This is a genomic window from Leptolyngbya cf. ectocarpi LEGE 11479, assembly GCF_015207065.1.
Classification (GTDB): Bacteria; Cyanobacteriota; Cyanobacteriia; order Phormidesmidales; family Phormidesmidaceae; genus Leptothoe; species Leptothoe ectocarpi.
On the sequence record NZ_JADEXP010000046.1, the window covers coordinates 1 to 25722 of the forward strand.

Genomic DNA, 25722 nt, shown 5'->3' on the forward strand with positions numbered 1-25722 from the left:
TTGTGGGACCTTCTGGGGCAGGCAAAACCTCCTTGCTACGGTTAATGAACCGTCTGAGTGAGCCCACTAGCGGTCAGATTACCTATCGACAGCAGCTCCTTACCCAGTATCCCGTCCTGGATCTACGCCGAAAAATTGGTCTGGTAATGCAGGATAGTAGGCTGCTGGGGCAGTCTGTGGAGGATGCCCTATGCTATCCTGCCCGGCTGCAAGGCGTAGGTGCTGCCGCCGCCAGACGTACCCTCCAGCCCTGGTTAGAGCGGTTAAAAATTCCCCAGGATTGGCTGGGACGACAGGCAAGAGAGCTGTCTGTGGGGCAGCGACAGCGGGTTGCGATCGCACGCACCGTTGCCACCAAACCTGACATTCTCCTTTTAGATGAACCCACTGCAGCCCAAGATATGGGCTATGCTCAACACTTGCTTGCCTATCTGGCTAGTTCAGACAACCCCAGCACCGTGGTGATGGTCAATCATCAGCTAGAGTTTATGGCCGATTGGGCTACCCATGTTTCGTTTTTGAGCCAAGGCAAACTGGTGAGTTATCAACCTGCGGACCAGGTAGATTGGTTATCCCTCAATCAAGCCATCATAGCCGCCCAAACCGACGATGATTGGGGCGACGACGATTAGAAAATTGGTTACCCAACCGCCTTAATCGCGCTCACGGGACCCACACCCACCGGATGATGACCATTATTGGTATGAAGTCGTTCGATATTTAATCGATAGCCTACATTACGGACAGTCTGAATTACGCTGGGCTGACGAGGATCAGCTTCAATTTTCTTACGTAAGGATAGGACGTGGGTATCAACCGTACGGGGATTATCAATGGCATCGGGCCAGGCTCGTCGCAGTAGATCGGCTCGACTTAGGGGAGACCCCTCAGCCTGAGTAAGCACGTAGATCAAGCTAAATTCCTGAGGGGTGAGGTCAATAAATTGCTCTTTGAAGCGTACGCGTCGCTGTACTAGATCAATATTTAGATCGCCGTAGGTCAAGGATACAGGAGCCGTAATCTTACGATTACGGCGAGTTAACGCTTCAACACGGGCCAGAAATTCTTGCATGCCAAAGGGTTTTTTCAAGTAGTCATCAGCCCCGGCCTGTAGTCCTGCCACCACATCAGGCTCCCCCGATTTAGCCGAGAGAATCATAATCAGTGGACGCCCCCTCTGCTGTAACCAATGACATAGCTCCAGACCACTGCCATCCGACAGATCCGTCTCCATAATCACCAAATTAGGTTGAGCCGTCTGAAAGGTTTCCTTTGCCCGCAACATATCAGCAGACTGATTGACCCGATAGCCTGCCTGCTGGAGATGCCAACTCAGTAGCGATCTCAGATGGGGATTACCCTCAATTATTTGAATACACGTAGAGGCCACAGCTATCTATAGGAAGCCCAGGCTTCATAACACTCTCGTAGAAGCGTATCAAAGACCCAAGAAACATTTTGTAGTTGCGGCTACGAGGCGACGATGGCAACGACGTATATCTGCCTACTAGATGAGCCCTCTTGTCAAGGAAAATACATCAATAGACGTAAATTTGAAGGTCGAAGTCTAAGTATTTGCGAAAAAAGGGTGATTGTCCTGGTTAAACTGATAAGATCTTAGAGATAATTACCGAAAAATAAAAGAAAACTTTACACAGGCAGACGCGCTAGGATAGTTACGTGTAGCAGCTTGCGTTTATACCTGTATCTACCACTTCAGGTTTCATTTGTGCAGTTTTTCTGCCGCTGTCATTACTCTGTACCTCTCAGGTAAGTGTCGGTTCTTTAGCAGAAACATATCGCGGAAACATCGATTACCCAATCCACCCCATTGTTTGACTCACCAATAGCAATAGTAGATAGGTTCCCAGTGAGTGGTTTAGAGGAGGCCCCATAGAATATGCTTCAAGATGCCAAAACAATTCGCTACTACCAGAGAATCACAGATGCTTTAGTGGATCAATGGAACCGTGGATATCGTTCTGACGATCTGCGGCGCTACATTGCAGGGTATTTAGCGGCTCTTCGCCATTCCGATGCGTTGGAGCCCTATCTTATCCATCGTTTAGAAGAAGAAGTAGTCCGCTTTTTGTTTGACACGTCAAATTTTGCTGTGGCACAGCCGGAACCAGATTATCGCTAGGGTTTAGGTTCTCTAAAAGGCAGCAGAGTTGCTATTCATGCAACCTCTGCTGCCTTTTTTCAGTTGCTGACTTAAGAAGCTAAAGCCACTTCCACCATTTCTTGCAGTTTTCCATTCTGATATAGCTCAATCATAATGTCTGAGCCACCAATAAACTCACCGCTAATGTAAACCTGAGGAATGGTGGGCCAGTTGGAATATTCCTTGATGCCTTGACGGATATCATAGTCTGCCAGGACATCAATGGTTTCGTAGGGGGCACCTAAAGAGTTGAGGATTTGGGCCACATTATTGGAAAACCCGCATTGGGGCATCAATTTTGTGCCCTTCATAAATACAAGAATTTTGTTGGATGTGACTAAGCTGTCGATTTTTTCTTTAACTTCTGGAGACATGACTACAGCACTCAGTGGTTAGGCTAATTATCTTAGATCGAATTTCAGTTAGATCGCTCTGATCGGACTATTGGCTGGGCTAACTTTGCTGCCCCCACTCTTCAGGGGTAAAGGTTTTAAGTGTGAGCGCATGCAGCTCACCAGATGCCATAGCGGCATTAACACTGCCATAAACCAGCTGATGCTGCTTAACAAGATTCAACCCTGAAAATGAGGTGGACACGATGGTCGCCTGGTAATGATCTTGAGTACCCGTGAGGTCCTGAATGGCGACCTGGGCATCAGGCAGCTTGGCTTTAATGAGTTGCTCTACTTGGTCGGCGGGAATCATAGGAAAAGGACGCGAAGAAAGTTCTAAGCCTAACGCAGACGGTGGGCAATGCCTACCCTAAGGTTCAGAGGAGGTGGCTGTTTCTTCTGTGACCACATACGGTTGAGCGACAAATCCAATTTCGAGCAGCTGATCGTAGGCTTGCTTCCCGAGGTCGCGAGTGGGGTTTTGACTGCTGAGCACCTCGACTAGCAGCGGCACCGCTAGGGTGGGCTGCTGCTGTGCTTGGTAGGCACGGGCTAGTTGTAGAGTGGCCTGGTCTCGAAGCTGAGCTGCTTCCAAAGCTTGCTGACGGACCTCGTTGCTAACGCGGCGATCGATTCCTGTAAATGTGGTAAACAGACTCTGGTAGTAGGCAGATGCGGTGTTCAATGTTTCCCGCGCCGTTTGCAGACGATTTACCGCTGTGGCGTAATCGCCGTTGGCAAAGGCATTTTCAGCGTCTGCCATCATCAGCTCAGCTGCCTGGATGCCAATGGGGCTATCGGCCTGGTTGAGGGGGCGAGCGACATCGGCCACTGCTGAACTAGGGTCTTCAGACCCCGTACGGCGATAGGGACGGCTAACAAAACCTAATTCAAACAGCTGTCGGTAAGCATCAAGACCTAGATCGCGGGTCGGTCCTTGACTTTGAACAATCTCGACTAAAAGGGGGACCGCTAGTTCGGCCTGCCCCTGAGCCCGGTAGATCAGGGCCTGTTGCAAGGTGGCCTGATCTCGCATCTGGGCGGCGTCGCGAGCACTTACTCGTAGGCTACTGCTAATGTCAGCATCAACCCCCGTAAAGGCTTCAGCGATATTTTGATAGCTGTTGGATGTTTCGTTGAGCTTGTCCCTAGCCGTTTGGAGTTTACGAATAGCTAAGTCATAGTTTTGACTATCAATGGCGGCTTCCGCATCTGCCAGCAGGCTCTCACCGGCAGCAATACCTAAGCCATCAATGTCTGCCTGGGCTAGGTGTACCTGATTGGAGCTGTTTAGACTTTCTGTTGCCGGGACAGCGGTGGCTGAAGGAGCCATCAGAGTTAGGCTGGCAGCTGCTCCCAACAAGGAGAACACACCAGGTTGAACGATGCGTGATAAGGAAACCATGGAGCCAACTAAATTGATGACAAGGCGGGATAACAAAGCGTAACGATTTGCGCACCTGAGGTGCATTAGGTTGAGAACCCTAATATATCGTTACAGAGGTTATCAATACATACGTCTTAGATTTCCAGGCATTGTGCCTATTGTCAAAGTGGATGTCGTCCATGAAAGATTCGAAATGATGGCAGGAGAACGCTTACAGGGTGTGAACCCAGAGCAATCAGGTTTGATTTTGCAGCGCGGTGGCGAAGAGTTGCGGCTTTATAAGGTCCCTGACTGGTTGACGCTACGGCTTGAAGACCTGACAGTACAGGCTACCCTGCTGGAGCAGCTCAAGGACCAATGGCATCCCCTGGCGATCAAATCAGTGGCTCAAGGGCAGCTAGTGGCCTTTAAAGTGCGACGTCAGCAGCTAGAGACTTGTTTACATACAGCTCGACAGATAGAGAGTGTGCGATTTGCCAGCCATGTATATGAGCTGGCAGCCAGTCCCAAGACCCATCTCTATCTGCTAGAGCAGCTAACGGTGCAGTTTACGACGGATGTGCCCCTGAGAAGCATTGATGAGCGCACAGGGGAGCTAGGTCTGACGCGGGAAAAAAGCTTGGCTGGTGCTGAGCGTACCTATGTTTTTCGGGTGGATAAAACGGCAGTTGAAAACCCGATTAAGTTGGCCAATCGCCTGATGCGCTATGCCGATGTGCTGGTGGCTGAGCCCAATGTGGTTGTGTCTACTGCACCGCTGTACCGTCCTAAGGATCAGCTCTATGGCCAACAGTGGCATCTGCACCATCAGGGGGGACGTAGCCTGGCAGTCAATTCACATATTGAGGCTGAAAAGGCCTGGAATATTACCCGTGGCAGTCGTTCTGTGGTGATTGCGATCACGGATGATGCGTTTGATCTCAATCATCCAGATTTACAAGGGATGGGCAAGCTAGTGGGGCCTCGGGATCTTAAGAATCGGGATGGGTTGCCGATGCCCGCTCAGGACTATGAAAACCATGGCACAGCGGTGGCTGGACTGGCGGTGGCGGAAGAAACGGGCAGTGGTGTGGTCGGGGTGGCACCTGGCTGTAGCTTGATGCCGATTCAAACCACAGGCTATTTAGATGATGAATCGATTGAGCAGCTGTTTGACTGGGCGGTGGAGCAGGGGGCTGCAGTGATTTCCTGTAGCTGGTCGCCTGCTGCGGTGTATTTTCCCCTGTCATTTCGACAGCGCAGTGCGATCAATCGAGCGGCGACTAAAGGCCGCAATGGTAAGGGCTGTGTGGTCCTTTTCTCGGCGGGCAATGCCAATCGACCGTTGAATGGCCAAGTGAGTGAGCTGGGCTGGCCCAGGAATGTTCTGCGGGGGGTCACCCAGTGGTTGGGAGGGTTTGCCATGCATCCGGATGTGATTACGGTGGCGGCCAGCACGAGCTTGAACCGGAAGGCGGTTTACAGTAACTGGGGTAAACATGTGTCGGTAGCGGCCCCTAGCAACAATGGCCCGCCAAGTATGGCTCTGCCGGATGTGGGGCAGGTGGAAACGGGGCCTTTGGTGAGGGGATCGTTTGATGGTTTGGGAATGACCACGTGCGATCGCACCGGCAACACCGGCTATAGCAAAACTGACTACACCAGCGGATTTGGCGGTACATCCAGTGCTTGCCCCGTGGTAGCAGGTGTGGTCGGTCTAATGTTGTCGGCTAATCCAGAGCTTAGCGCTGGAGATGTGAAGCAAATTTTGCAGGATACCGCCGACAAAATTGAAGATGCTAACCGTGATCCCCAGCTAGGGCTAGCCTATGGAAAATATGATAATCGAGGCCATTCCCTCTGGTTTGGTCATGGCAAAGTCAATGCCTACAAAGCCGTCAAAGCATCGCGCGATCGTCACCTGGTGACTCGACGTCTCAGTCAGACAGTGGAGCGCACCAGTGCAGTCACCATGACGATCCCAGCCACCAGATCAGCAATCCAGCAGGCCGGTATTACGATTAGCCAGCGGGGTCTATTGCAAGATATCCAAGTGTATGTGGATATTCGCCATAGCTTTTTAGGCGATGTGTCCATTGCCATCATTTCGCCCCAAAGAAAATCAGTGCTGCTCCAAGGCCGTACCCTGGGACGTCAGACTCAGCTGCGTAAGACCTACACCTTTGAGAATAGCCCGGCCCTCAGTCTTTTGATGAATCAGGGCATTCATGGTCGTTGGCAATTAAACGTTACGGACCATACGGAAACGCACCAGGGGCAATTGTTACAATGGTCACTAAAGCTAGGTATTTAGCAGATATTTATACGTCTTTTGGCTTATGGCTCAGTGCCTTACACGGTGGGGAGCCAAGACTCTCGGTATGTGTAGTGAATAAGGTTGGTAACACAGCTTACTCATTTTTATACTGGGAGTGCTAAATTGAGGGTATAACGCGTTTATCTGCGTAATAATCTCTACCAGCATTGGTTTATGGCCTGAGCTTACCGGTGTTATCCACATGTCTTTAGTTTTTAGCTACTAGCGGGCATGGTGAAACATTTTCAGTTTGCGTGGCCACTTAGGACATCAGGGTTTGATTTTTAAGGATTTAGTTTCAAAGAGCTAGTGCCCTTAGAGGCGCTGGTTGAGCGTGTGAGGACGTGTTTGTAGCCAGTACTAACTGGCCCTTTGAAATTTGTTCATTATTTCGTGTGTTGTGTGTGATAAGTCTCAAAAATCGGCATGGCTGAACTCGTAGTTCAGCTTCTCAATGAGTACCAGTGGCCCCGAGGACTCTGGTTGGATTAAGTCTTAGTAATCGGGATGACTGGATTCGAACCAGCGGCCCCTTCGTCCCGAACGAAGTGCGCTACCAAACTGCGCTACATCCCGTCTCAGCTAACTCTCAGCCAATATTAACGCAAGCAAATTACCATTTGAACTTGAAGCGTCTATGCTGCTAGTTGCTGTTACCAGACTAGGTTATCACACTAGTCTAGGGCGGTGTCTCAGTAAATTGAGACAGCTATGGCTGAGGTAAATTCATCGTGTGCCCTGTTATTTCCAGATGGCTTTATAGATTTTTCAATGATCTAAGCCCACGTTCGTTAGTTTCTTTATATACCTAACGTTTCAATCTGGTTTTATATGTGCATGCTTAATTTAAGGGTGCATATTATTCTCGTTTTACTGACACACATTAGTTTTGCCGTTACTACGTGCCGCTGTTGGGACCAGACAGGTAAGGAATAACCGAGTCAGCCCATGTAGCGAAAGGTAGCCGCTTAGGAGACAATCCGTGTTTGCCCTCAATATTGACTGTTCACACACTGCCCATAAAGTAGAGGCAGGCATTTTGAACATTACTGATGTCCCTACGGGATTAAATTTTCAAGATTTAGCTCCATTAGAAATGGTGACTAACCAGTTTGCTGAGGTGAGTTTTGGCTGTGCGATCGCACTGATCCCATCAAATCCCCGATTTATTTTGAAGGCAGGGCAGCTAGTGCTGATGCCCACCGGTAATGACAATCGGTTATCCATTGCCTTAGAAGGATCGGTCAACTCCTTTTCCCTCTGGGGACGCTGCACCCAACCCATGATCCTCAAGGTCTTAGAAAGCAGCGGCAAGGTGATACAGCTCCACAGCGACAAAGCATTTCGGTGGCCCGATAGCTCAGCAACGACACTCCTGCCGCTACAGATTTTGAAGCTGGAAAACATGAGCAAGATTGACATGATCGAGCTTTATGCTGATGCCCCCTTTACCATTGAGGGGCTATGTGTGTAGTCAGCCATATGGGGGTTCCACCCATTAGAGCTAGTTAAGCTTTATAAAAATTACTGTCTGGGCAACTCTTCGGAGGTCAAGTCAGTCTACTTCAGTAAGGCTAAGTTCAAAAAACACAATGCTACTGAGTTCTACCCTCTAGCATTTCCTAAGGGCACTGTTTAAACTGCTGGGGGATCGCTCAGGATCACTCACTAAATCTGTGTAGTCCTTAGACATGGCATTACTGAAATCATTATGGCAGCTGTATTATCTCCATCGGTATTTGTAGGTAAATCAATTAAATTTGGTACGGACGGTTGGCGGGGCATGATTGCCGCCGACTTTACGTTTGAGCGAGTAGATTTGGTGGCCGCAGTGTCTGCCAAAGTCTTAGAAGAGTGTTACGGCGGTAACGGTAGCCGTACCGTCATTGTGGGCTACGACCGTCGTTTTCTCTCGCCGGAATTTGCCAGCCATGCGGCTGAGGCCGTCGCCCAAGCTGGATACGATGTCCTGCTGTCCGAGTGTTTTGCCCCCACTCCGGCGTTTAGCTGGGCTGCCCATGCCCAGGGTGCCCTCGGGGCCATTGTGATCACAGCCAGCCACAACCCGGCGGCCTATTCTGGCCTGAAGGTAAAGGGAGCCTTTGGTGGTTCGGTGCCGCCGGATGTCACCAAGAAAATTGAGGCCATGCTGCCCGAGGGCAAGCCCGTGGCCGAGACACCGGGAACTATCACCGCCTTTGATCCCTGGCCCAGCTACTGCGAAGCACTCCAGGGCATGGTAGATATTGAGGCCATTCGAGGCGCCATTGCCGATGGCCAGCTCACCGTATTTGCGGATGTGATGCATGGGTCAGCCGCAGGCGGCTTTGAAAAAATCCTCGGCATGCCGATCCATGAAATCAACGGCGACGCCGATCCCCTGTTTGAAGGGGGGGCTCCAGAACCCCTACCCAAGTATATTCCCAAGCTCTACAAGGCCGTTAAAGATCGCTATCAGTCTGGCGCTGAAGGTCTGACGGTGGGGATCATCTTTGATGGCGATAGCGATCGCGTTGCCGGCATGGATGGCCAGGGGGAATTTCTCAGCTCCCAGGTATTGATTCCCATTTTGATTGACCACCTCAAGGCCCGCCGTGGCTTTGACGGTGAAGTGATCAAAACCATCAGCGGCTCTAACCTGATGCAAAAGGTGGCGGAACTGCACGGCCTGTCGGTGCATGAAACCCCCATTGGCTATAAGTACATTGCCGACCGCATGTTGGAAACCCAGGTGCTGATTGGTGGGGAAGAATCCGGCGGCATTGGCTACGGCCACCACATTCCTGAGCGGGATGCGTTGCTATCGGCGCTATATTTACTAGAAGCCGTCGTTAAAAGTGGTAAAGACTTTGGCCAGCTCAACCAGGCGCTGCGCCAGCAGACCAATTTTTCCGGCGCCTACGATCGCATTGACCTGCCCTTGGCCAATATGGAGGTGCGAGCCAAGCTGCTGGACAGCCTGCAAAATTCCACCCCGACGGAAGTGGCGGGCAAAACGGTCAGCGATGTCCTGTCCATTGACGGTTACAAGTTTTCGCTAGCTGACGGCAGCTGGCTGCTAATTCGCTTTAGCGGCACTGAGCCCGTGCTACGTCTCTATTCTGAAGCCGCCACCATTGAGGAGGTGCACAAGCATCTGAACTGGGCCAGGGACTGGGCGAACTCGGTGGGTTAGACCGCCGCTTTGATCGTCCTGTCTAGATACATTGTCTGTTTGAATTTGGGATTTGAACCATGCTCCTCGGGGGTATGGTTCTTTTTTATAGTCTGGTGGACCAAGGTGCCCCCTGTTGTTTTCTCGACGGACTGTTTTATTCTGGGAAGGTATTTGACGCCACTGTGTGATGGTTGCTGAGGTTACGTTTACCCCCATTGCCCATATTCAATCTTGCTATCCCGATCGGTTTGGCATTCCTCGACAGGCCGGTTTGGTGGCGTCCGCCTATGCCGATATTGTTTTTGACGCGACAGAAGAGAATAAATTAGCGCTGCGGGGGCTTGAGGATTTTTCTCATCTGTGGGTGTTGTTTGTCTTCCATGGCCAGACCTATGGTGAGTTTAAACCCCTGGTGAGACCACCTCGGCTGGGGGGTAATAAAAGTGTTGGGGTGTATGGAACCCGCAGTCCAAATCGTCCTAATGCCATTGGCATGAGCGCCGTACGACTGCTAAAAATTTCTGAGAGAAAGAGAAAACTACGGCTGGAGGTGCAGGGGGGAGATTTTCTAGATGGTACGCCGGTGATTGATATTAAGCCCTATGTGCCCTATGCGGATGCGATCGCAGAAGCCGAAGGGGCCTGGACCGTTGGCCAGGAGACTCCATTGCCGGTATGTTGGAGCGCTGAGGCGGAAGCGGTACTCATGGAGAGTTTGGATCCAGGACCAGAGAGGCTGCGCTGTCTAATAGAAGAGACATTAGGCCAGGATCCGCGTCCAGGGTATAAGCGGGGAAAGGACGGTCGCCAGGGACAGCGGTGGCATATGCAGCTGGGGAATTACAGCCTATTTTGGCGGGTGGAAAACGGGACAGCTGAGGTGATACAGCTGGAATGGGTGGAGCGGTAATTTAGGGCATTTTCTTCAGGCCATCAGACTTTGCCACAGCAAGAAAACTCCCATGCCGACGAGAATTGTCAGCAACAGATTCTTTTTCCAGAGGCCGATACCCAGCGCAGCCAGCGCACCCACCAGTCGCGGGTTATCGGGGGTGAGCCAGAGACTGTTGTTTTCTAGCAGTGCGGCAGGAACAATAATGGCGGTGAGAACGGCGGGGGGCACATAGTTCAGGGCCTGCATCAGTCTGGGGGGCAGGGTAATGCGATCGCTCATGGCCAGCAGCGGATAGCGCACACCAAACGTCACCAGCATCATGCCGCCGAGGAGCATTACTTCGTTAGTCATGGGGGTGCTGTTGTAATTTTTTTGCTAAACGGTTTTCGAACAGGACGCCGGTAGTAATGCCTGCGATCGCAGCCACCATCAGTCCTAACTGGTGGGGTAGCCCCTGGGCCAGCAGCGCTGTAATGCCCGATACAACGACGGTGGCCACCATGGGACGATTGGTCAGATAGGGAATGGTCATGCCAATAAAGGTGGCCACCATGGCAAAGTCCAGACCCCAGGCGCTGGCGTTCGGGATGCTCTGCCCCAAGGTGAGACCGATCAGGGTACACAGCTGCCAGTTAGCATACATAGCCAGGGCTGACCCCAGCTGAAACCAGTGTTTGTAAGCAGATGGATCGTCCTGGCGGTAGCGCTGGATCGCCACCATAAAGTTTTCATCGGTGAGCCAAAACCCCAGGGGTAGTTTCCAAACCTGGCTGAGATGTTTCACATAGGGAACCAGGCTGACGGCATAGAGCAGATGCCGCAGGTTGACCACCCAGGTGGTGAGTACGATAATCCCGAGGGGAGTACCTGCCCCCAGCAAACCAAGGGCAATAAACTGCGACGAGCCTGCAAAAACAATGGCCGACATGCCCATGGCCCCAGCCAAGGAGAGACCGCTGGCCTGGGCGAGGGTGCCAAAGATAATCCCAAAGGGAATAGCCCCAACAATCAGTGGAATAGTCTGCTGGGCTCCGGCCCAAAATTCATGCCGCCGCGTCAGCTTAGACGCCATAGTCATAGAAACACCTGATACAGTACCTGCTCAGATTAAGCTGACTCAGCTCACGCTGTCTTGCCTGTTTTGCCTCTGTGCTACCTAATCTATGAATCTTGCTCATGGGAGTCAATAGACAGATTAGACCCATGTTAGACCCATGAAAAAACACATTTGCGCTATGGTGAGTCATAAGAAGCTTCCGACGCTTTTTCTCTGGGGCTTTGCTAATTCAACCTGCACATGTCGCGTTTTTGTTGTACGGAGAATTTTCCCAAGTTTAAGACTCGTTTGTAATTTCAAGTTAATAGAAATTTTGTTTTAACCGCCTGCTCGCTCAACTGTGTTGGGCGATTTAGGCAGAGATTGTTTTTACCTTGCTGATAAGATTTTAGACTTTAATACTTCGCCCACACCGCTCTACCTATAGATAGATTATTTTCAAATAAGTTCGATAATATGGAACAATTGTGCTCTAGGGACTCTGTGTACGTTTTCTGTTAGTTGCTTCTTTTTATGACTTCACACTCCAATTCTTCAGCAGTGGCAGAGACACCCCTTGTGCAGTCCTCTGTTTCGCCTTCACCTCAACGCAACTGGCTAATTTGGCTAGCAGCTGTGATTGTTTTAGCTGGGGGTGGTTTTGCCCTATGGCGACTGCTAGGTGGCGGTGGCGGTGCTCCCGAGGGTCCCCCCATGGGTGGTGCGGTGCCGGTTACCCTAGAAGTTATGCAGCCGGAAACGCTGCGCGATCAGGCTTCGTTTGTGGGGACTCTAGATGCCCAAGCAGGGGTGGTCCTGCAGCCTGAGGCCAACGGACGGATTACGAGAATCTATGTGTCGTCGGGGGACCGGGTGGAGGCGGGCGCGCCGATCATGGAGCTGAGTGCCGATCGGTCCCAGGCGGAGCTGAGTGCAGCCCTGGCCAGCATTAGTGCGGCCCAATCGGCCCGCGATAATTCTCGGGCTCAGCTGCAGTCGCTGGTGGCGCAGCGGATTCGCATAGAAGCGGATGTGAAGCTACAAAATACTGAGTTTGCTCGCACAAAACGGCTGGTGGAGGCGGGGGCTCAGTCGCAACAGGAACTGGATGAGGTGGAACGCGATCGCGACGCCGCCATTGCCTCCTTGGCCGCCGCCAAGCAAGAAATTGGTGCCGCCCAGGCCAGTCTCGCCCAGGCGGAAGCTTTTCTAGAACAGTCCCAGGCCACCGCCGATGCCACCCGCGAAGACCTGCTGGATAAAACAGTAACGGCCCCCATTGCCGGTGTGGTGGGTGATATTCCGGTGGAGCTGGGGGACTATGTACAGCCCGGCGGCACCCTCACCACCATTACCCAAAATGAAAGCTTAGAACTGGAAATTGATATTCCCGCTGAACAGCTCAGCAAAGTTAGTTTAGGCATGCCCGTCGAGCTATTTACCTTTGGCTCTGACACCCCTGTTGCTAACGGTTCCCTCAGCTTTATTTCGCCCCAGACTGATGCCTCCACCCAGACGGTTCTGGCCAAGGCCAGGTTCACCAATGCTACAGGAGTGCTCCAGGACAATCAGCGGGTGGATGTGCGGGTGATTTTATCCGAGCGTCCCGGTTTGCTGGTCCCGGCCATGGCCATTACCCGGTTGGGCGGTCAATCGTTTGTGTATGTGGCGGCGGATGCGCCACCGCCAGAAGAAGGGGAACCCCCGGCTGAGGGGCAGGTCGCCCAGCTTCGACCAGTTACGTTGGGGGCCATGCAGGGCAACGATTTTCAGGTTTTAGACGGTCTTTCTAAAGGTGAAGAAATTGTCGTTACCGGTCTGTTGAACCTGCAGGACGGTGCATCCATTACCCCCCAAGAAGAGGCGGCTAGCGCATCACCCTAGGGTTGGTGCAATCGTTAACAACAGACTTACAAAAATAGCCCATCCCACCGGCATCTCCCCATGGTCAACTACTTTATTAAACGGCCTGTTTTTGCCACCGTTTGCGCCATCATTATTTTGTTGATTGGCGCGGTGAGCATTCCCACGCTGCCCATTGCCCAGTATCCGGACATTAGCCCTACCCAGATTAATGTAACAGCCAGCTACATTGGTGCCGACGCTGAAACCGTTGAAAAAGCGGTAACGACCGTACTTGAACGGGAGATTAACGGGGTGGAGGGGATGCGCTATATCTCGTCCAACAGCAGCAACAACGGCATTAGCAACATTGTTGTCACCTTTGACTCTAGCCGAGATAAAGATATTGCCGCTGTAGACGTACAAAACCGAGTCTCTTTAGCCGAACCCCAGCTGCCAGAGGAAGTGCGACAGACCGGTGTGGTGGTTTCTAAACAAAACAGCAATATTTTGCTGGCCATGAGTCTGTTTTCAGAAGATGGCACCTTTGACAATGTGTTTTTGAGTAACTACGCCGATCTCTATATTGTGGATGCCCTGCGGCGAGTACCCGGTGTAGGGGACGTGGTGATCTTTGGTGAGCGCACCTATGCCATGCGGCTGTGGCTAGACCCGCAGCGGCTGGCCAGTCGTGACCTGACCGCAGACGATGTGGTGGATGCGCTACAGGAGCAAAATATTCAGGTTGGAGCCGGTCAGCTGGGCCAGCCGCCCACCCCCAACGATCAGACATTTCAGATTGACCTGCGGGCGGTGAGTCGTTTGCAGGAGGTGTCTGAGTTTGAAGAGCTGGTGGTGCAAACCGGTGAGAATGGTGCGCTAGTTAAGCTCAAGGATGTGGGTCGGGCTGAACTGGGGGCGGAAAGCTACAGTACGTTTCTGCGATTTAGGGGCAATGAGTCCGTCGGTCTGGGTATCTTTCAGCTGCCGGGGAGTAATGCGCTGCAGGTGGCCCAGGGTGTAAAAGAGGTGATGGCGGGGCTATCGGATGAGTTTCCCGGCGGCATGGAATACGGCATTGGTTTTGATACCACTGAGTTTGTTGAACAGTCGTTGTCTCGGGTGGTGTGGACGCTGGTGCAGGCGGTGGCCCTGGTGGTGCTGGTAATCTATCTGTTTCTCCAGGACTGGCGAACCACGGTAATTCCGGCGATTACCATTCCGGTGGCGCTGATTGGCACATTTGCCATTATCAAAATCTTTGGCTTTTCCATTAACAGTCTGACGCTGTTTGGTCTCACCCTGGCTACAGGGATGGTGGTGGATGATGCCATCGTTGTGGTAGAAGACATTGCCTCTAAGATTCAAGACCGAGACCTACCCCCGAAGCGGGCGGCGATTGAATCTATGCGCGAACTCACCGGGGCAGTAATTGCCACATCGCTGGTGCTGATGGCGGTGTTTATTCCGGTGGCGTTTTTCCCAGGGACCACCGGGGCGCTGTATCGGCAGTTTGCGTTGACCATTGCATTTGCGATCGCACTCTCCACCTTTAATGCCCTCACCCTTACCCCCACCCTGGCCGGGCTGCTCCTGCGGCAAAACACAGAGGGCCATGGCTGGCTAGACAAAATATTTGTCCCCTTCAACCGATTTTTAGACAATCTCCGCAACCAGTATGGCGATACTCTACGCATACTCAATCGATTCAAGATCTTTGTATTAGCTGCCTTTGTCGCCTCCCTAGTCTTAACCGGCTGGCTTTATAACAGCGTACCGTCCGCATTTTTACCCGACGAAGACCAAGGCTATTTCATCACCCTAATTCAGGGACCTGAAGGCACCTCCCTCAATCAAACCAGCCAGGTGATGCGCCAGGTAGAAGAAACTATTTTGGCCCAGGATGGAGTCCGTGCCACCTTTGCTGTAGGCGGTTTTGGCTTTAGCGGTAACACTGCCAACAACGGTGTCGTCTTTACCACCCTCGTCCCGTGGGAAGAACGACCACCGGGGGTGACTTCCTTTAGCCTGATCGGTCAGCTATTTGGCCAGTTCTCCGGCATTACCGAAGCGCGTGTGTTTCCCGTGAATCCCCCCTCGATTCAAGGCCTTAGCAGCTTTAGCGGTTTTCAGTTTCAGCTTCAAGACCGACGCGGTACCCTCAGTGTCGATAGCCTGGTGCAAAATATGTTTGGTCTGCTGGGTGCGGCTAACCAAGAATCCAATCTGCAGGCCGTCTTTAGTACCTATGCCGCCAACTCTCCCCTCATCGAGATCGATGTAGACCGCGATAAGGCCAAGTCATTGGATGTGGACATTAGCGATATCTTTGGTACCCTGCAAACCTATCTCGGTTCCCGCTACGTCAATGACTTTACCCTCCAGGGGCGTACCTATCGGGTCTATGTCCAGGCCGACCAGCAGTACCGATCAGCCCCAGACGATATCAACAAACTCTATGTCAAATCCAACAATGACGTCATGATTCCCATGGGTAATCTGGTTACCCTCACCGAAACCACCGGAGCCCAAACCATTAACCACTATAATCTCTTCCGCTCCATTGAAATCAATGGCCAGGCAGCGCCCGGAGTCAGTTCCGGTGTTGCCATCGACACCATGGAAGAGGTGGCCGGTCAGGTCTTACCTGCCAGCCTGGGGTATGAATGGACCGGCAGTGCCCTAGAAGAAATTGAGGGGGGCAGCCAGGCCCCAATTATCTTTGGTCTAGGAATTGTGTTTGTATTTCTGGTGCTCGCCGCTCAGTATGAGAGCTATGTAGACCCAGTTATCATTCTCTTTGCTGTACCCCTAGCCGTATTTGGTGCGCTACTGGCCCAGTCCATGCGCGGACTGCCCAATGACGTGTACTGTCAGATTGGTCTGGTGATGCTGATCGGTTTAGCCAGTAAAAACTCCATTCTGATTGTGGAATTTGCCAACCAGCTGCGCGATCAGGGGCTGTCCATTACCAAAGCCGCCATGGAATCTGCGCAATCCAGAATGCGACCGATTTTGATGACAGCGATCTCCACACTGAGTAGTATTTTTCCGCTAGTGATTGCGACGGGAGCAGGTGCGGGTAGTCGTCAGTCATTAGGTACTGCCGTTTTTGGCGGTATGTTTGTCGCCACCTTCTTGAGTTTGTTTGTAGTACCCATTTTGTATATCGTCGTGAAGAATCTTAGTGAGCAGTCTAAACCTCCAACAGGGTCGGATGATGACAAGGATGACCAGCTGACAGCTTATGAAAGAGAAATGACAGGAACTGGGGTTTAAGCATGTAATATTGTTGCACTGCCCCTTTTCAGGGCACATTCCGACCTGAGCAGCCGCTAGCAAACTTGCTCAGCAGTGACCCCAACGGCACTTGGACATTGCAGATTCAAGATCAGGCATTCGTTGACGGTGGTTTTCTAAATCGGTGGTCGTTGGATCTGGTACTTGAAAGTCAGGGTAGGACAAAACGGTATGCGAGAGTTTTCGACACTGATTGGTGCCCAGGGAATGACTCCGGTGCCGGTGGCAAATACAGGAGGCCAGGGCACCCGCGATGGCCACTGGCGAGAAGCCGTATTTGGCAATGAGCTGATGACCGGCTTTTTGAACCTCGGACCAAATCCGCTGAGCCGGTTAACGGTGGGTTCGTTGGAGGATCTGGGCTATGCCGTGAACTATACGGCGGCGGATCCCTATGAGCTGCCATCGGCGCTAATGTTGGCGGTGATGGGGATTAATACGGCTGGGGATTATGGTCGTCGGCAGTGTCGCATGTGTGATGCGGGAGTACTAGGGACGCATTTGTTTCCGCAGGTGGAGAGTCATTAGATCAGCCGGAGTTCGGCTCCGCTCACTCCTCGTGTTTTAGCTGGCTGAGCGAAGTCGAAGCCAGCGGCAAGTTTAGCATCGTGAAATTAGCTTTGTAACAAACCCTTTAAATAATCCGGGTCATTCCGTAACTGTACGAAAAGTAGAACGGACAGAAAGTCTCATGGAGACTGTGTCACATAGCATTTATCACCCTGACGTAGTTGGTCTACCTGACTACGCAAGTTTAACCAATCTAGGTATAGTTTCTAAGACTTTTACCTGGTCTAACTACGGTAGCATAAGTGATCCCCAGGATAATCACTATCTCACAGATAGCTGATTTTAACTACTGACATCTATCAAAAAATATTATTCTTCCCTAGAGACTTTAGGTCTGCTTTGGGAAATTTAAGTTTGCTCTTATCACAGTCTCCAAAAATACGTTCTAGCCACCCTCTGCTTTCACCTAGCGAACTGTTATGAAACAACAACGATTTTGGCATACCAAACGCCGTTGCCATCTTTATCTAACCGTTGCCGATGCTCCCGGTATGTTTATATTTATGGGTAAACCCTGGAGCTCAAAAGCTCTACAGGCCCTGGGCTTTGTGCAAGAACCCAACCAACAGCAGCTGGAGCAGGAGCCTCCCCTAGCTTTTGGTGATCCCTCCCGCTTTCAGGGATCGTTTTGTAAGACTCAGGGTAAAGGCTCGTCTCCCTCATGGGGATCAAAAGGTGGCTCTGGCGGTAAGGTGACACGATCGCCTAAAAGCTAGCTTCGACTTTGCTCAGCTACCGAATCGCCCCCTGAGCGGAGTCGAAGGGGGCTCTCATGTTATTTCCTAGCCTATATTTCTACTACTTATCATTCTACGCCGCGCACTCAGATAGCTGAGCGGCCACCCTTAATATCCTGTTACTCATTCCTACATTTCATAACTTAGCCCCACATTGCTTAAGGTTTATTTCAGTTAGCCATTACTGCTCAACCTTATGAGATCCTAGTGTACTTACGGATTCAAACCCTTTTAGACGCGCTTTTAGACATCTATACCCATGGCTCAATCTCAGCAATCAACGGCAATCGTTACCGGGGCCTCCTCCGGTGTTGGTCTCTATGCAGCAAAAGCGTTGGCCGATCGGGGCTGGCACGTGGTGATGGCCTGTCGCAATCTGCCTAAAACGGAAAAGGTGGCTAAGGAAGTGGGCATGGCTGCTGGTAACTACTCCATCATGAAGCTTGATCTAGCTAGCCTAGGTAGTGTGCATAATTTTGTCAATGAGTTTCGGGCTAGTGGCAAAACTCTAGATTCGCTAGTGTGTAATGCGGCGGTCTATCTACCGCTGCTCAAGGAGCCCAAGCGTAGTGAAGATGGCTATGAGCTAAGCATGGCGACTAACCATCTGGGCCACTTTTTGCTGTGCAATCTCATGCTCCAGGACTTGAAAAAGTCGTCCCATCCCCGGTTGGTGATCCTCGGTACGGTAACGGCGAATCCTAAGGAGCTGGGGGGCAAGATTCCATTCCCGGCACCGCCAGACCTGGGCAACCTGGAAGGATTTGAGCAGGGTTTCAAGGCCCCTGTGACCATGGCCAATGGCAAAAAGTTTAAGCCAGGTAAGGCGTACAAGGACAGTAAGCTGTGCAATGTGCTGACCATGCGGGAGCTACACCGTCGCTATGGCGATTCTACGAACATTGTGTTTAGCTCTCTGTATCCGGGCTGTGTGGCAGAAACTGAGCTGTTCCGCAATCACTACTCTGCGTTTCGGACTATTTTCCCTTGGTTCCAGAAGAATATTACGAAGGGATATGTGACTGAAACGGTGGCGGGCGATCGCGTGGCAGCGGTGGCGGCTGATCGTGGGTATGAGCAGTCTGGTTATTACTGGAGCTGGGGTAATCGCCAGCAGGAGGGGCGTAAGTCTTTTGTGCAGGAGATGTCGAATGAGGCATTGGATGATGTGAAGGCTCGGCGTTTGTGGGAGCTGAGTGAGAAGCTGGTGGGGCTGGCGTAAAGGCGATCGGCTTGAAAGGCTTGGTAGCATTTGGTTCCCCTTACCAAGGGGAACCGTCAGGGAGGGGTTTAGATAGCTGGCGCCAGCGGTCGAGATCCCTCTGTCTGCGGTACCTCCTATGAGCAAAGGGTGGCTGGCTGGTACGTGTTTGGACGGGCTTTGTGTAGGAAGCTTCTCTGAGGGGGGATTTGCCCTCTTCCTAAATCCTTCTCCCTGGGGGAGAAGGACTTTGAGGGGGATATCCCTTTTGGGTTTAGGGGGTTAGTTTATGCGCACCCGTCTGGTTAGGATGGCCATGACTTCGTTGACTCGTCCGGTGGGCAACGGTCGGCTCCAGTCGTTGGGTTCGGCGTAGTTGAGCTTATGGAGCAGTTTGATGGTGTTTTGGACGGCGTCGAGGGTGCCGATTAGGGTGTGGTTGACGTTTTCGTACTCGTACTCGGGGAGAGTATTGTCGGCAGGGGGAATGTTGGACGCGCCTGCGCCCTGGGTGTTGTCTTGAAACATGGTTTTGGCCTTTTTTCGTAGTGGATAGGAACCCCCTCGGGGACTGCTGTAGGCAGTGCCAATGAGGGGGATAGGACCAAAACTCAAGCCTTAGCCATCCCGCAAGTGTTGCAAACTGGAAGGACTAAGGTACATTGACATCAGCCTTCAAGCTGGGCGATCAGCTTGTGAGGTTAGCTGTCGGTAGGTGTTGGTATCACCTGCCGATAGCGCTAAGGGTTTGAGCTTTGTTTAGGTCTTGGGGACCTGTTATTGAGACTAGAGCACTTGATCTAGATGAGTCAAGATACAAATTGTGAAATGTAGGGCAGATAGGTAACCCAACATTTTAACAGATGGGGATTTAGAAGATGGTGGCCAATATTACTGATTGGGAGTCTGGCTGCTAATGCGTCAATGTCATCGTTAAAACAACTTTTCTTGTTATTAGGTGGATTGTTGGGTGATGGCCTTGCGGAGTAGGGTAATCATGTCGTTAATGCGGTCGGGAGGCTGAGGACAGGTGGCGAGGATTTCAGCGTCGCCTAAAGCATTTTCTACGGCGGCAACGGAAGCGCCTGCCTCGATAGTTGTCTGCATATCTGTTATGCCTTGCTCTGAATCTCCTAACGCTAGAACATAAAGGGCAATGACGGCTTTATCGTAAAGGCTGTCTCCTTCAATGAGTTTTAGGCCTCGTTGCCAACAGTCATGGGCTGACTCAAGATTATTTTTTCGAGCATGAACTAAGCCTAAATTGAGAATATAACTTCGATCTGTTTCATCAAGCGATACAGCTTTCTCAAATGATTGTTGAGCTTTGTCTAGTTGGTCATACAGTAGGTATACCCAGCCGAGGCGATCATGGGCGTAGTCGTATTCCGGATCGATTTCAATGGCTTTTTGGTAGCTTGCGATCGCCTCGTCATACTGCTTCAGGTCATCGTACGTATTGCCGAGATTGTTGTAGGCCGTGGCATAGTCCGGGTCGAGCGCGATGGCTTTTTGGTAGCTTGCGATCGCGTCGTCATACTGCTTCAGGTCAGAGTACGTATTGCCGAGATTGTTGTAGGCCGTGGCATCGTCCGGGTCGAGCGTGATGGCTTTTTGGTAGCTTGCGATCGCGTCGTCATACTGCTTCAGGTCAGAGTACGTAGTGCCGAGATTGCTATAGGCCTTGGCATAGTCCGGGTCGAGCGCGATGGCTTTTTGGTAGCTTGCGATCGCGTCGTCATACTGCTTCAGTTCAGAGTACGTAGTGCCGAGATTGTTGTAGGCCGTGGCATAGTCCGGGTCGAGCGCGATGGCTTTTTGGTAGCTTGCGATCGCCTCGTCATAACGTTCTTGTGCCTGGTATGCTAAACCCAACCAATTCACTGCATACGCTTCTTCTGAAAGCTCCAACCCTTTTTTCAAAGTCTCCACAGCTTTTTTATGCTGTTTCAAGCCATAGTGCGCTACCCCTAAAACAATCCAGTTAGCGGCCTCACTTGCATCTAACTCTGTCGCTTTCTTCGCCGCTAGTTGTCCCTGTTCCGATGGAATTGCCGTTCCTTTTTTCCAACTAAACTTCCAAGCAATCTGTCGTAGTGCTGTGGCCAAAGGTGAACGGAGTCCTGCTGGACAGCTGCTTACTATTGATAAGCAAGTATTTAGAGCAGCCTCATACTGGTCTTGCTCAAAGCACAGATATCCACGTTTTAACTTTAGAATTGCCTGCAGTTCATGCTTCTTTGCTGTATCTAATAATTGCTTGGTCAGCCAAGATTCCAAATTTTCCAACAAAGAAACTTGTTTAGCTAAATCTGGCTTTGTTTCTAAAATATGCTCCATCCGACTTAGAGTTTTGCGCTGTTTTGTTGCCAACAGTCTTTGAAATGGTTCTGCCACCTGCAACAAGTTCCAAGCCCATGCCCAGTCATACTGCCATGCCTCAATAAAGCGCGGCACCAAATACTCCCACAGTGCATCCTCTCTCTGCCAGCCATAATGATGGGCCAAATCCAACATCCACGCCGCTAAGCGCTCATCCTCAAACCACTCTGCCGTATCGCTCAGGTTTTTCTGTTTCTCTTCAATCTGTAGTTCTAGCCAAGCAATGGCACTATCATTTAACCCCTGCACTACCTCATCTTGCCGCTGCAGATCTTGCAGCAAATAGTCCTGCATAAAGTTGGACATCTTCTCATCCAGCCGCTGTTCATCTTCCGCCAAAAACGCATACCGCCCCTGCAGTGTCTTTAGTCGCTCCTTCAAGCCCGTCGGTGCATCCACCATCGCACCTAACAAATCCATCTGTGACCGCCGCAACATCGCCAACGCAAACGTCAGCTGTCTATCCTGTAACGTTTCTGGCGTATCCAAGCAATGCTTCAAAAATCGCTCACAGGTCTCTTTAATCACCTGGTCTCGATCATTAGTATCACCATTCTCATTGGGTACTGGCGCAACAATTTCAGCAATGGGTTTCCCCTTGCCACACATTACCGCTGCCAGATCTACCACAAACGGAATGCCTAAACTAAATTCAGCAATGGATTCTGCTTCATCCTCTGTCAGCGACACCTCAGGCACTTTCTCTTCAAAATATTCCTGAATTTCTCGAAAGCTAAACTGCAAAAGCTCTCGCGGATAAATCTGTGCCTCAGAAAAATCATCCGCATAGCCCCGAAAAAACGTCTCACCCCGCTTACCACTTTTTGCCAAATTTGACCGTCCTGAAATCGCCCAGATCGTCCGACGGCCTCCCTGCTGCATCACCTTCCGCAGCACATAGTCACATATCTGCCGATCAACAATCTCATAGGTATCTAGAAAAACAATGCCGGGCTGTCGTTGTGTCGCCTTAGCAATGTCCTTACCCAGCCCGTCCGCCAGTTTCTCCCAAGGCGGCTGCTGAAAAATCTTGACCTCTTGATTGTTTAGAGATTTGGCTGCCAGCTGCCGGGCCTGACTTAGCAATGTGGCACCTACCTTGATGGCCACAGCAGCCCCCATCGGGTCGGTTGTAATCACCCCTTCCGTGGCTTTACCTAAAATCCAGGCAATTGCCTTGCCACCGTACTGGGCCGTTATTTCTTTAAGTTCCGTGTTGGGTGGCTCTGCCGCTAGCGTTTTCTCAACTTTATTTTCAATATCTTGAATCTCTTGTCGTGCCTGGCTATAAAACTCACCGGCATAGCCGTTTAGAGATTGCTCAAGTTCCTTATGTAGCACGTCCAGCACCGTTTGAGGCTTAATGCTGCTGTGCCCCCGCTGCAGCTCTACATTTAAGTCCCGCTGTCGATCCCAGTCGAGCAGTACCGTTTGATACTGTCCCTGAAATTCCTCAGCGGCTAGCTCTTTTAGCCGTCGGGTCAGCGTGGTCTTCCCCATTCCCCCTGGGCCATGAAACAAGAAAATATACGGTTCATCCGGCAGCTTCGGTGCTCGCCCCACCAGCTTTGATAACGTAGGTAAATGCTTCTGCACTAGCGATGCAGGCACATATTGCCCCAACACCCGCCGAAACTGATCTTGCTCTTGAGTACGACCGAGAAAAAATGAAGACTGGGACACAGCTTTTCAGGAATAGAACCATCAATTTCTCTCTATTTAAGCCCAGTTTTCTCGAAACCGCATTTAATTTACCCAGCAGGCAATTCAACGTTGCGCCGGAGCACCTTCCCTCACTCAAGGCTCAGATATAAGCACTAACCTGGATTAACTTGGTTAAAGTGCAGTTTCGCTCAACCTTCTAGCTTCGAGATTGGCCGGACTATTTCCGTAGGAAACGCTTCGCGAACGACTCCGCTCAGTCCTCTGATGCTAGTGCTGAGGAATATGGATTTTATTGATGCCTTGGTCCTAATCAGTATGCTCGCCGCGAATAATGCCTAACAAAATAGACACCAGTTGCTTCAAGTCTGAGGGAACTGAATAAAGACGTATATCTTGTAGCAATGTTTTGCTAGAACGCTCAAAACACCCAAACTTCCAAGCATCGCCAGTCGTAATGGCTCCATACAGCAGTGGACTATCCGAGCGTGTCCACTGGTCTAATGCAGCTAACTCTGCCCCAAGCTGCACAAACCCCCGCGCCAAATCTGCCTGTTTCGCCTCAATGATCAATAGATTTTGAGTGCCGGGAATAAAATAATCAAAACTTCCCCGCAGCCATTTACTCACATCAACCGTATATTCAATCTTGAGCTGTTGATGAGCATGGGCACACACATCTAATAAGACAGGCGCAATCAAAGTCTCTCTCCGTGCCATTTCACTGGTTAGATCTACCAGCTGTAGCGTCTGCAAAAGTCTCTTTTCGAGGCTGGATAAAAAATCTAGACTTTCTGAAACAACCGGCAGACGCAGCACCTGCTTTTTGAGAGTAATCCCCAGTTCCGCAAAAACATCTTCTGGGTCAGCTGTTAGCTCAAAGTACTTGCTGAACGTATAGCTTTGAGTTTTATCTAAGATTGGCGGACGCGTCATTAAATTAATACCCGCTCAGGTAAAGCATTACTCATATCTTATCCAACTGGCTAGCGTACGGCTGTATTTTCACCCAAACCGTTCCTTTCAAAACCCAGATAGAATAAACCAAATAAGGGAACCATTGCCCGTCTGCTGGAGCTTGCCCCATGGTCCAATACAGGCCCCCTCTATCTTTGCCCACAGAAACCGATCTACCCGAAACTGACAATTCCTCTGTGGATAACGAACTTCAGATCCTCATCCCCACACTACTGCGGGCCACACTAGCGCTAGCATGGCCCGACCGCATGGACTGGTTCCTCGGCATCAACCTCGGACTCTATTACGACCCCACCAAACCCGCCATCGGCCCCGACGCATTTCTCAGTATTGGTGTCCCCCGCTATCGCCCAGAACAAGGACTGCGCCTCAGCTATCTCCTCTGGCAAGAAGGCATTATCCCCCAGTGGGTTTTAGAAATCGTCTCCAAAACCCCTGGACAAGAATATGATGCCAAAATGATCCTCTATGCTGAGCTAGGCGTTCTGTATTACACCATCTTTAATCCTGACTATTGGCAACGAGACCAGCACCAGCCCTTCGAAGTTTATCGATTAATTGATGGCTGCTATGTACTGCAATCGATTACCCCTGTGTGGATGCCAGAAGTTGGTCTAGGCATTGGTATGAATACCGGCATCCAAGAAGGTCTGCCGCTACGCAGCTGGCTTTACTGGTATGATGGCCAAAACCGACCCTACCCGGCACCTGAAAACATCATTGCCATGGAACGAGCCAGAACTGCTCGTGAACGTCAGCTACGCCAGCAAGCAGAAAACGAGGCTAACCATGAACGTCAGCTGCGAGAAGACTTGCTGAGAAAATTGCAAGAACGCGGTATTGACCCAGAAACTCTGTAGAAACAATTAATGGTGCGTTACGGCTGGGCCTAACAGCACCCTACATCTGTAGAAACAATTAATGGTGCGTTACGGCTGGGCCTAACAGCACCCTACATCTGTAGAAACAATTAATGGTGCGTTACGGCTGGGCCTAACAGCACCCTACGAGATTCCTTTGCTCAGGGGTGACTCATCTATAAACAGATTCCGAAAAATCAGCTTTTCTGGGAATACCTCCTGTACCATTGCGGTCGAACCGACCCAACGCAGTTTCGGAGCAAACTATGGCGCAAGCAGATATTGGCATTATTGGCGGCAGCGGCCTCTATAAAATGGATGCCCTGACCGATGTGGAAGAAGTCACGGTCGATACACCGTTTGGTCAGCCGTCTGATGCTCTGATTTGTGGCAAGTTGGACGGCACATCGGTGGCATTCTTGGCCCGCCACGGTCGCGGTCATCGGCTGATGCCCACCGAACTGCCGTTTCGGGCCAATATCTACGCCATGAAAAGTCTGGGGGTAAAGTACCTGGTGTCGGCATCGGCGGTGGGCTCGCTCAAGGAAGAGGTGAAGCCGGTGGATATGGTGATTCCCGATCAGTTTATTGACCGGACTAAGGACCGGGCGGCTACATTTTTTGGCGAGGGAATTGTGGCCCATATTGCCTTTGGCGATCCGGTTTGCAAAAATCTGGCGACGGTTTTGGGAGATGCTGTCGAGAGCTTAGAGCTTGACGGGGTGACGCTCCACCGAGGGGGCACCTACGTTTGTATGGAAGGGCCTGCTTTTTCGACCAAGGCGGAGTCTCATTTGTATCGCAGCTGGGGGGCGGCGGTGATTGGGATGACCAATCTGACCGAGGCCAAGCTGGCGCGGGAG

The 25722-nt window shown here is 51.2% G+C and carries 23 protein-coding genes and 1 tRNA gene; 14 read left to right on the forward strand and 10 right to left on the reverse strand.

The genetic code is table 11. The features are described from left to right. On the forward strand, nt 1–632 hold a 632-nt coding region (locus tag IQ260_RS07575), incomplete at its 5' end, for an ABC transporter ATP-binding protein (protein ID WP_193992311.1). 8 nt (nt 633–640) lie between these two features. On the opposite strand, the gene IQ260_RS07580 is transcribed toward IQ260_RS07575, so the two are convergent. Then, nucleotides 641–1390 (reverse strand): response regulator transcription factor, encoded by a 750-nt coding sequence (locus IQ260_RS07580; RefSeq protein ID WP_193992313.1) that lies wholly within the window; start codon nt 1388–1390, stop codon nt 641–643. Between the two features lie 510 nt (nt 1391–1900). Between IQ260_RS07580 and IQ260_RS07585 the strand changes: the two genes are divergently transcribed. Beyond that, nucleotides 1901–2143, forward strand: a complete 243-nt coding sequence (locus IQ260_RS07585; RefSeq protein ID WP_193992315.1) for a DUF6761 family protein — start codon at nt 1901–1903, stop codon at nt 2141–2143. Nucleotides 2144–2214: 71 nt separating this feature from the next. Here IQ260_RS07585 and grxD read toward each other — a convergent pair whose 3' ends face one another. The 3 genes from grxD to IQ260_RS07600 all read right to left on the reverse strand — a co-directional run bounded on the left by grxD (nt 2215) and on the right by IQ260_RS07600 (nt 3961). Beyond that, nucleotides 2215–2538 carry a Grx4 family monothiol glutaredoxin gene (gene grxD / locus IQ260_RS07590; protein ID WP_193992317.1) on the reverse strand — a complete coding sequence of 108 codons (324 nt, stop codon included), beginning with the start codon at nt 2536–2538 and terminating at the stop codon, nt 2215–2217. Between the two features lie 79 nt (nt 2539–2617). Continuing rightward, nucleotides 2618–2869 carry a BolA family protein gene (locus IQ260_RS07595; RefSeq protein ID WP_193992319.1) on the reverse strand — a complete coding sequence of 84 codons (252 nt, stop codon included), beginning with the start codon at nt 2867–2869 and terminating at the stop codon, nt 2618–2620. Between the two features lie 57 nt (nt 2870–2926). After that, entirely contained in the window at nt 2927–3961 is a 1035-nt protein-coding gene (locus tag IQ260_RS07600) for a tetratricopeptide repeat protein (RefSeq protein WP_193992321.1), read from the reverse strand. Between the two features lie 133 nt (nt 3962–4094). On the opposite strand from IQ260_RS07600, the gene IQ260_RS07605 reads away from it, so the two are divergent. Then, a complete protein-coding gene (locus IQ260_RS07605; protein ID WP_322744916.1) occupies nt 4095–6236 on the forward strand; it encodes a S8 family serine peptidase in 2142 nt (713 codons plus the stop codon). Nucleotides 6237–6741: 505 nt separating this feature from the next. Here the strand turns inward: IQ260_RS07605 and IQ260_RS07610 are convergent. Continuing rightward, nucleotides 6742–6815: transfer RNA gene (locus IQ260_RS07610), tRNA-Pro, on the reverse strand. 406 nt (nt 6816–7221) lie between these two features. Between IQ260_RS07610 and IQ260_RS07615 the strand changes: the two genes are divergently transcribed. The 3 genes from IQ260_RS07615 to tsaA all read left to right on the forward strand — a co-directional run bounded on the left by IQ260_RS07615 (nt 7222) and on the right by tsaA (nt 10306). Then, the gene (locus IQ260_RS07615; RefSeq protein ID WP_193992323.1) at nt 7222–7713 is read left to right on the forward strand and encodes a hypothetical protein; all 492 of its coding nucleotides are present in this window, start codon (nt 7222–7224) and stop codon (nt 7711–7713) included. A 237-nt stretch (nt 7714–7950) separates the two neighbouring features. Next, the gene (locus IQ260_RS07620; protein ID WP_193992325.1) at nt 7951–9414 is read left to right on the forward strand and encodes a phosphoglucomutase/phosphomannomutase family protein; all 1464 of its coding nucleotides are present in this window, start codon (nt 7951–7953) and stop codon (nt 9412–9414) included. Between the two features lie 169 nt (nt 9415–9583). Beyond that, nucleotides 9584–10306, forward strand: coding sequence for a tRNA (N6-threonylcarbamoyladenosine(37)-N6)-methyltransferase TrmO (gene tsaA / locus IQ260_RS07625; RefSeq protein WP_193992327.1), 723 nt, complete (start codon nt 9584–9586; stop codon nt 10304–10306). 15 nt (nt 10307–10321) lie between these two features. Here the strand turns inward: tsaA and IQ260_RS07630 are convergent, their stop codons facing one another. Together IQ260_RS07630 and IQ260_RS07635 are read right to left on the reverse strand one after the other, a co-directional pair. After that, nucleotides 10322–10642 carry an AzlD domain-containing protein gene (locus tag IQ260_RS07630; RefSeq protein ID WP_193992329.1) on the reverse strand — a complete coding sequence of 107 codons (321 nt, stop codon included), beginning with the start codon at nt 10640–10642 and terminating at the stop codon, nt 10322–10324. Then, on the reverse strand, nt 10635–11369 hold the full coding sequence (locus IQ260_RS07635) for an AzlC family ABC transporter permease (RefSeq protein WP_193992331.1): 735 nt from the start codon (nt 11367–11369) through the stop codon (nt 10635–10637). The genes IQ260_RS07630 and IQ260_RS07635 overlap by 8 nt, the downstream gene beginning before the upstream one ends. Before the next feature lie 492 nt (nt 11370–11861). Here IQ260_RS07635 and IQ260_RS07640 point away from each other — a divergent pair, with 492 nt between their 5' ends. The 6 genes from IQ260_RS07640 to IQ260_RS07665 all read left to right on the forward strand — a co-directional run bounded on the left by IQ260_RS07640 (nt 11862) and on the right by IQ260_RS07665 (nt 18998). Continuing rightward, the gene (locus tag IQ260_RS07640) at nt 11862–13211 is read left to right on the forward strand and encodes an efflux RND transporter periplasmic adaptor subunit (RefSeq protein WP_193992332.1); all 1350 of its coding nucleotides are present in this window, start codon (nt 11862–11864) and stop codon (nt 13209–13211) included. A 60-nt stretch (nt 13212–13271) separates the two neighbouring features. Continuing rightward, on the forward strand, nt 13272–16448 hold the full coding sequence (locus IQ260_RS07645) for an efflux RND transporter permease subunit (RefSeq protein ID WP_193992333.1): 3177 nt from the start codon (nt 13272–13274) through the stop codon (nt 16446–16448). A gap of 65 nt (nt 16449–16513) precedes the next feature. Beyond that, entirely contained in the window at nt 16514–16756 is a 243-nt protein-coding gene (locus tag IQ260_RS31840) for a proprotein convertase P-domain-containing protein (protein WP_193992334.1), read from the forward strand. Next, nucleotides 16641–16997 carry a leishmanolysin-related zinc metalloendopeptidase gene (locus tag IQ260_RS07655; RefSeq protein WP_193992335.1) on the forward strand — a complete coding sequence of 119 codons (357 nt, stop codon included), beginning with the start codon at nt 16641–16643 and terminating at the stop codon, nt 16995–16997. The genes IQ260_RS31840 and IQ260_RS07655 overlap by 116 nt, the downstream gene beginning before the upstream one ends. A 461-nt stretch (nt 16998–17458) precedes the next feature. Beyond that, nucleotides 17459–17755 carry a hypothetical protein gene (locus IQ260_RS07660; RefSeq protein ID WP_193992336.1) on the forward strand — a complete coding sequence of 99 codons (297 nt, stop codon included), beginning with the start codon at nt 17459–17461 and terminating at the stop codon, nt 17753–17755. Nucleotides 17756–18035: 280 nt separating this feature from the next. Further along, the gene (locus tag IQ260_RS07665; protein ID WP_193992337.1) at nt 18036–18998 is read left to right on the forward strand and encodes a protochlorophyllide reductase; all 963 of its coding nucleotides are present in this window, start codon (nt 18036–18038) and stop codon (nt 18996–18998) included. A gap of 261 nt (nt 18999–19259) precedes the next feature. On the opposite strand, the gene IQ260_RS07670 is transcribed toward IQ260_RS07665, so the two are convergent. From IQ260_RS07670 to IQ260_RS07680, 3 genes are all read right to left on the reverse strand, one after another. Then, complete coding sequence (locus IQ260_RS07670; RefSeq protein WP_193992338.1) at nt 19260–19505, reverse strand: hypothetical protein; 246 nt, start codon at nt 19503–19505, stop codon at nt 19260–19262. A 426-nt stretch (nt 19506–19931) separates the two neighbouring features. Then, nucleotides 19932–23042, reverse strand: a complete 3111-nt coding sequence (locus IQ260_RS31640) for a tetratricopeptide repeat protein (RefSeq protein ID WP_193992339.1) — start codon at nt 23040–23042, stop codon at nt 19932–19934. A 288-nt stretch (nt 23043–23330) separates the two neighbouring features. Further along, nucleotides 23331–23957, reverse strand: a complete 627-nt coding sequence (locus IQ260_RS07680; protein WP_193992341.1) for a hypothetical protein — start codon at nt 23955–23957, stop codon at nt 23331–23333. Between the two features lie 149 nt (nt 23958–24106). Here IQ260_RS07680 and IQ260_RS07685 point away from each other — a divergent pair, with 149 nt between their 5' ends. Both IQ260_RS07685 and IQ260_RS07690 read left to right on the forward strand, forming a co-directional pair. Further along, a complete protein-coding gene (locus IQ260_RS07685; protein WP_193992343.1) occupies nt 24107–24859 on the forward strand; it encodes a Uma2 family endonuclease in 753 nt (250 codons plus the stop codon). A gap of 266 nt (nt 24860–25125) precedes the next feature. Next, on the forward strand, nt 25126–25722 hold a 597-nt coding region (locus IQ260_RS07690; RefSeq protein WP_193992345.1), incomplete at its 3' end, for a phosphorylase family protein.

What these genes read in the sequence shown, in the direction of transcription:
- grxD (WP_193992317.1), bottom strand. Translation starts at nt 2,538, where the DNA reads ATGTCTCCAGAAGTTAAAGAAAAAATCGACAGCTTAGTCACATCCAAC.
- IQ260_RS07655 (WP_193992335.1), top strand. Translation starts at nt 16,641, where the DNA reads ATGCGAGAGTTTTCGACACTGATTGGTGCCCAGGGAATGACTCCGGTG.
- IQ260_RS07640 (WP_193992332.1), top strand. Translation starts at nt 11,862, where the DNA reads ATGACTTCACACTCCAATTCTTCAGCAGTGGCAGAGACACCCCTTGTG.
- IQ260_RS07670 (WP_193992338.1), bottom strand. Translation starts at nt 19,505, where the DNA reads ATGTTTCAAGACAACACCCAGGGCGCAGGCGCGTCCAACATTCCCCCT.
- IQ260_RS07630 (WP_193992329.1), bottom strand. Translation starts at nt 10,642, where the DNA reads ATGACTAACGAAGTAATGCTCCTCGGCGGCATGATGCTGGTGACGTTT.
- tsaA (WP_193992327.1), top strand. Translation starts at nt 9,584, where the DNA reads ATGGTTGCTGAGGTTACGTTTACCCCCATTGCCCATATTCAATCTTGC.
- IQ260_RS07660 (WP_193992336.1), top strand. Translation starts at nt 17,459, where the DNA reads ATGAAACAACAACGATTTTGGCATACCAAACGCCGTTGCCATCTTTAT.
- IQ260_RS07595 (WP_193992319.1), bottom strand. Translation starts at nt 2,869, where the DNA reads ATGATTCCCGCCGACCAAGTAGAGCAACTCATTAAAGCCAAGCTGCCT.
- IQ260_RS07665 (WP_193992337.1), top strand. Translation starts at nt 18,036, where the DNA reads ATGGCTCAATCTCAGCAATCAACGGCAATCGTTACCGGGGCCTCCTCC.
- IQ260_RS07635 (WP_193992331.1), bottom strand. Translation starts at nt 11,369, where the DNA reads ATGACTATGGCGTCTAAGCTGACGCGGCGGCATGAATTTTGGGCCGGA.
- IQ260_RS07620 (WP_193992325.1), top strand. Translation starts at nt 7,951, where the DNA reads ATGGCAGCTGTATTATCTCCATCGGTATTTGTAGGTAAATCAATTAAA.
- IQ260_RS07645 (WP_193992333.1), top strand. Translation starts at nt 13,272, where the DNA reads ATGGTCAACTACTTTATTAAACGGCCTGTTTTTGCCACCGTTTGCGCC.
- IQ260_RS07585 (WP_193992315.1), top strand. Translation starts at nt 1,901, where the DNA reads ATGCTTCAAGATGCCAAAACAATTCGCTACTACCAGAGAATCACAGAT.
- IQ260_RS07600 (WP_193992321.1), bottom strand. Translation starts at nt 3,961, where the DNA reads ATGGTTTCCTTATCACGCATCGTTCAACCTGGTGTGTTCTCCTTGTTG.
- IQ260_RS07680 (WP_193992341.1), bottom strand. Translation starts at nt 23,957, where the DNA reads ATGACGCGTCCGCCAATCTTAGATAAAACTCAAAGCTATACGTTCAGC.
- IQ260_RS07685 (WP_193992343.1), top strand. Translation starts at nt 24,107, where the DNA reads ATGGTCCAATACAGGCCCCCTCTATCTTTGCCCACAGAAACCGATCTA.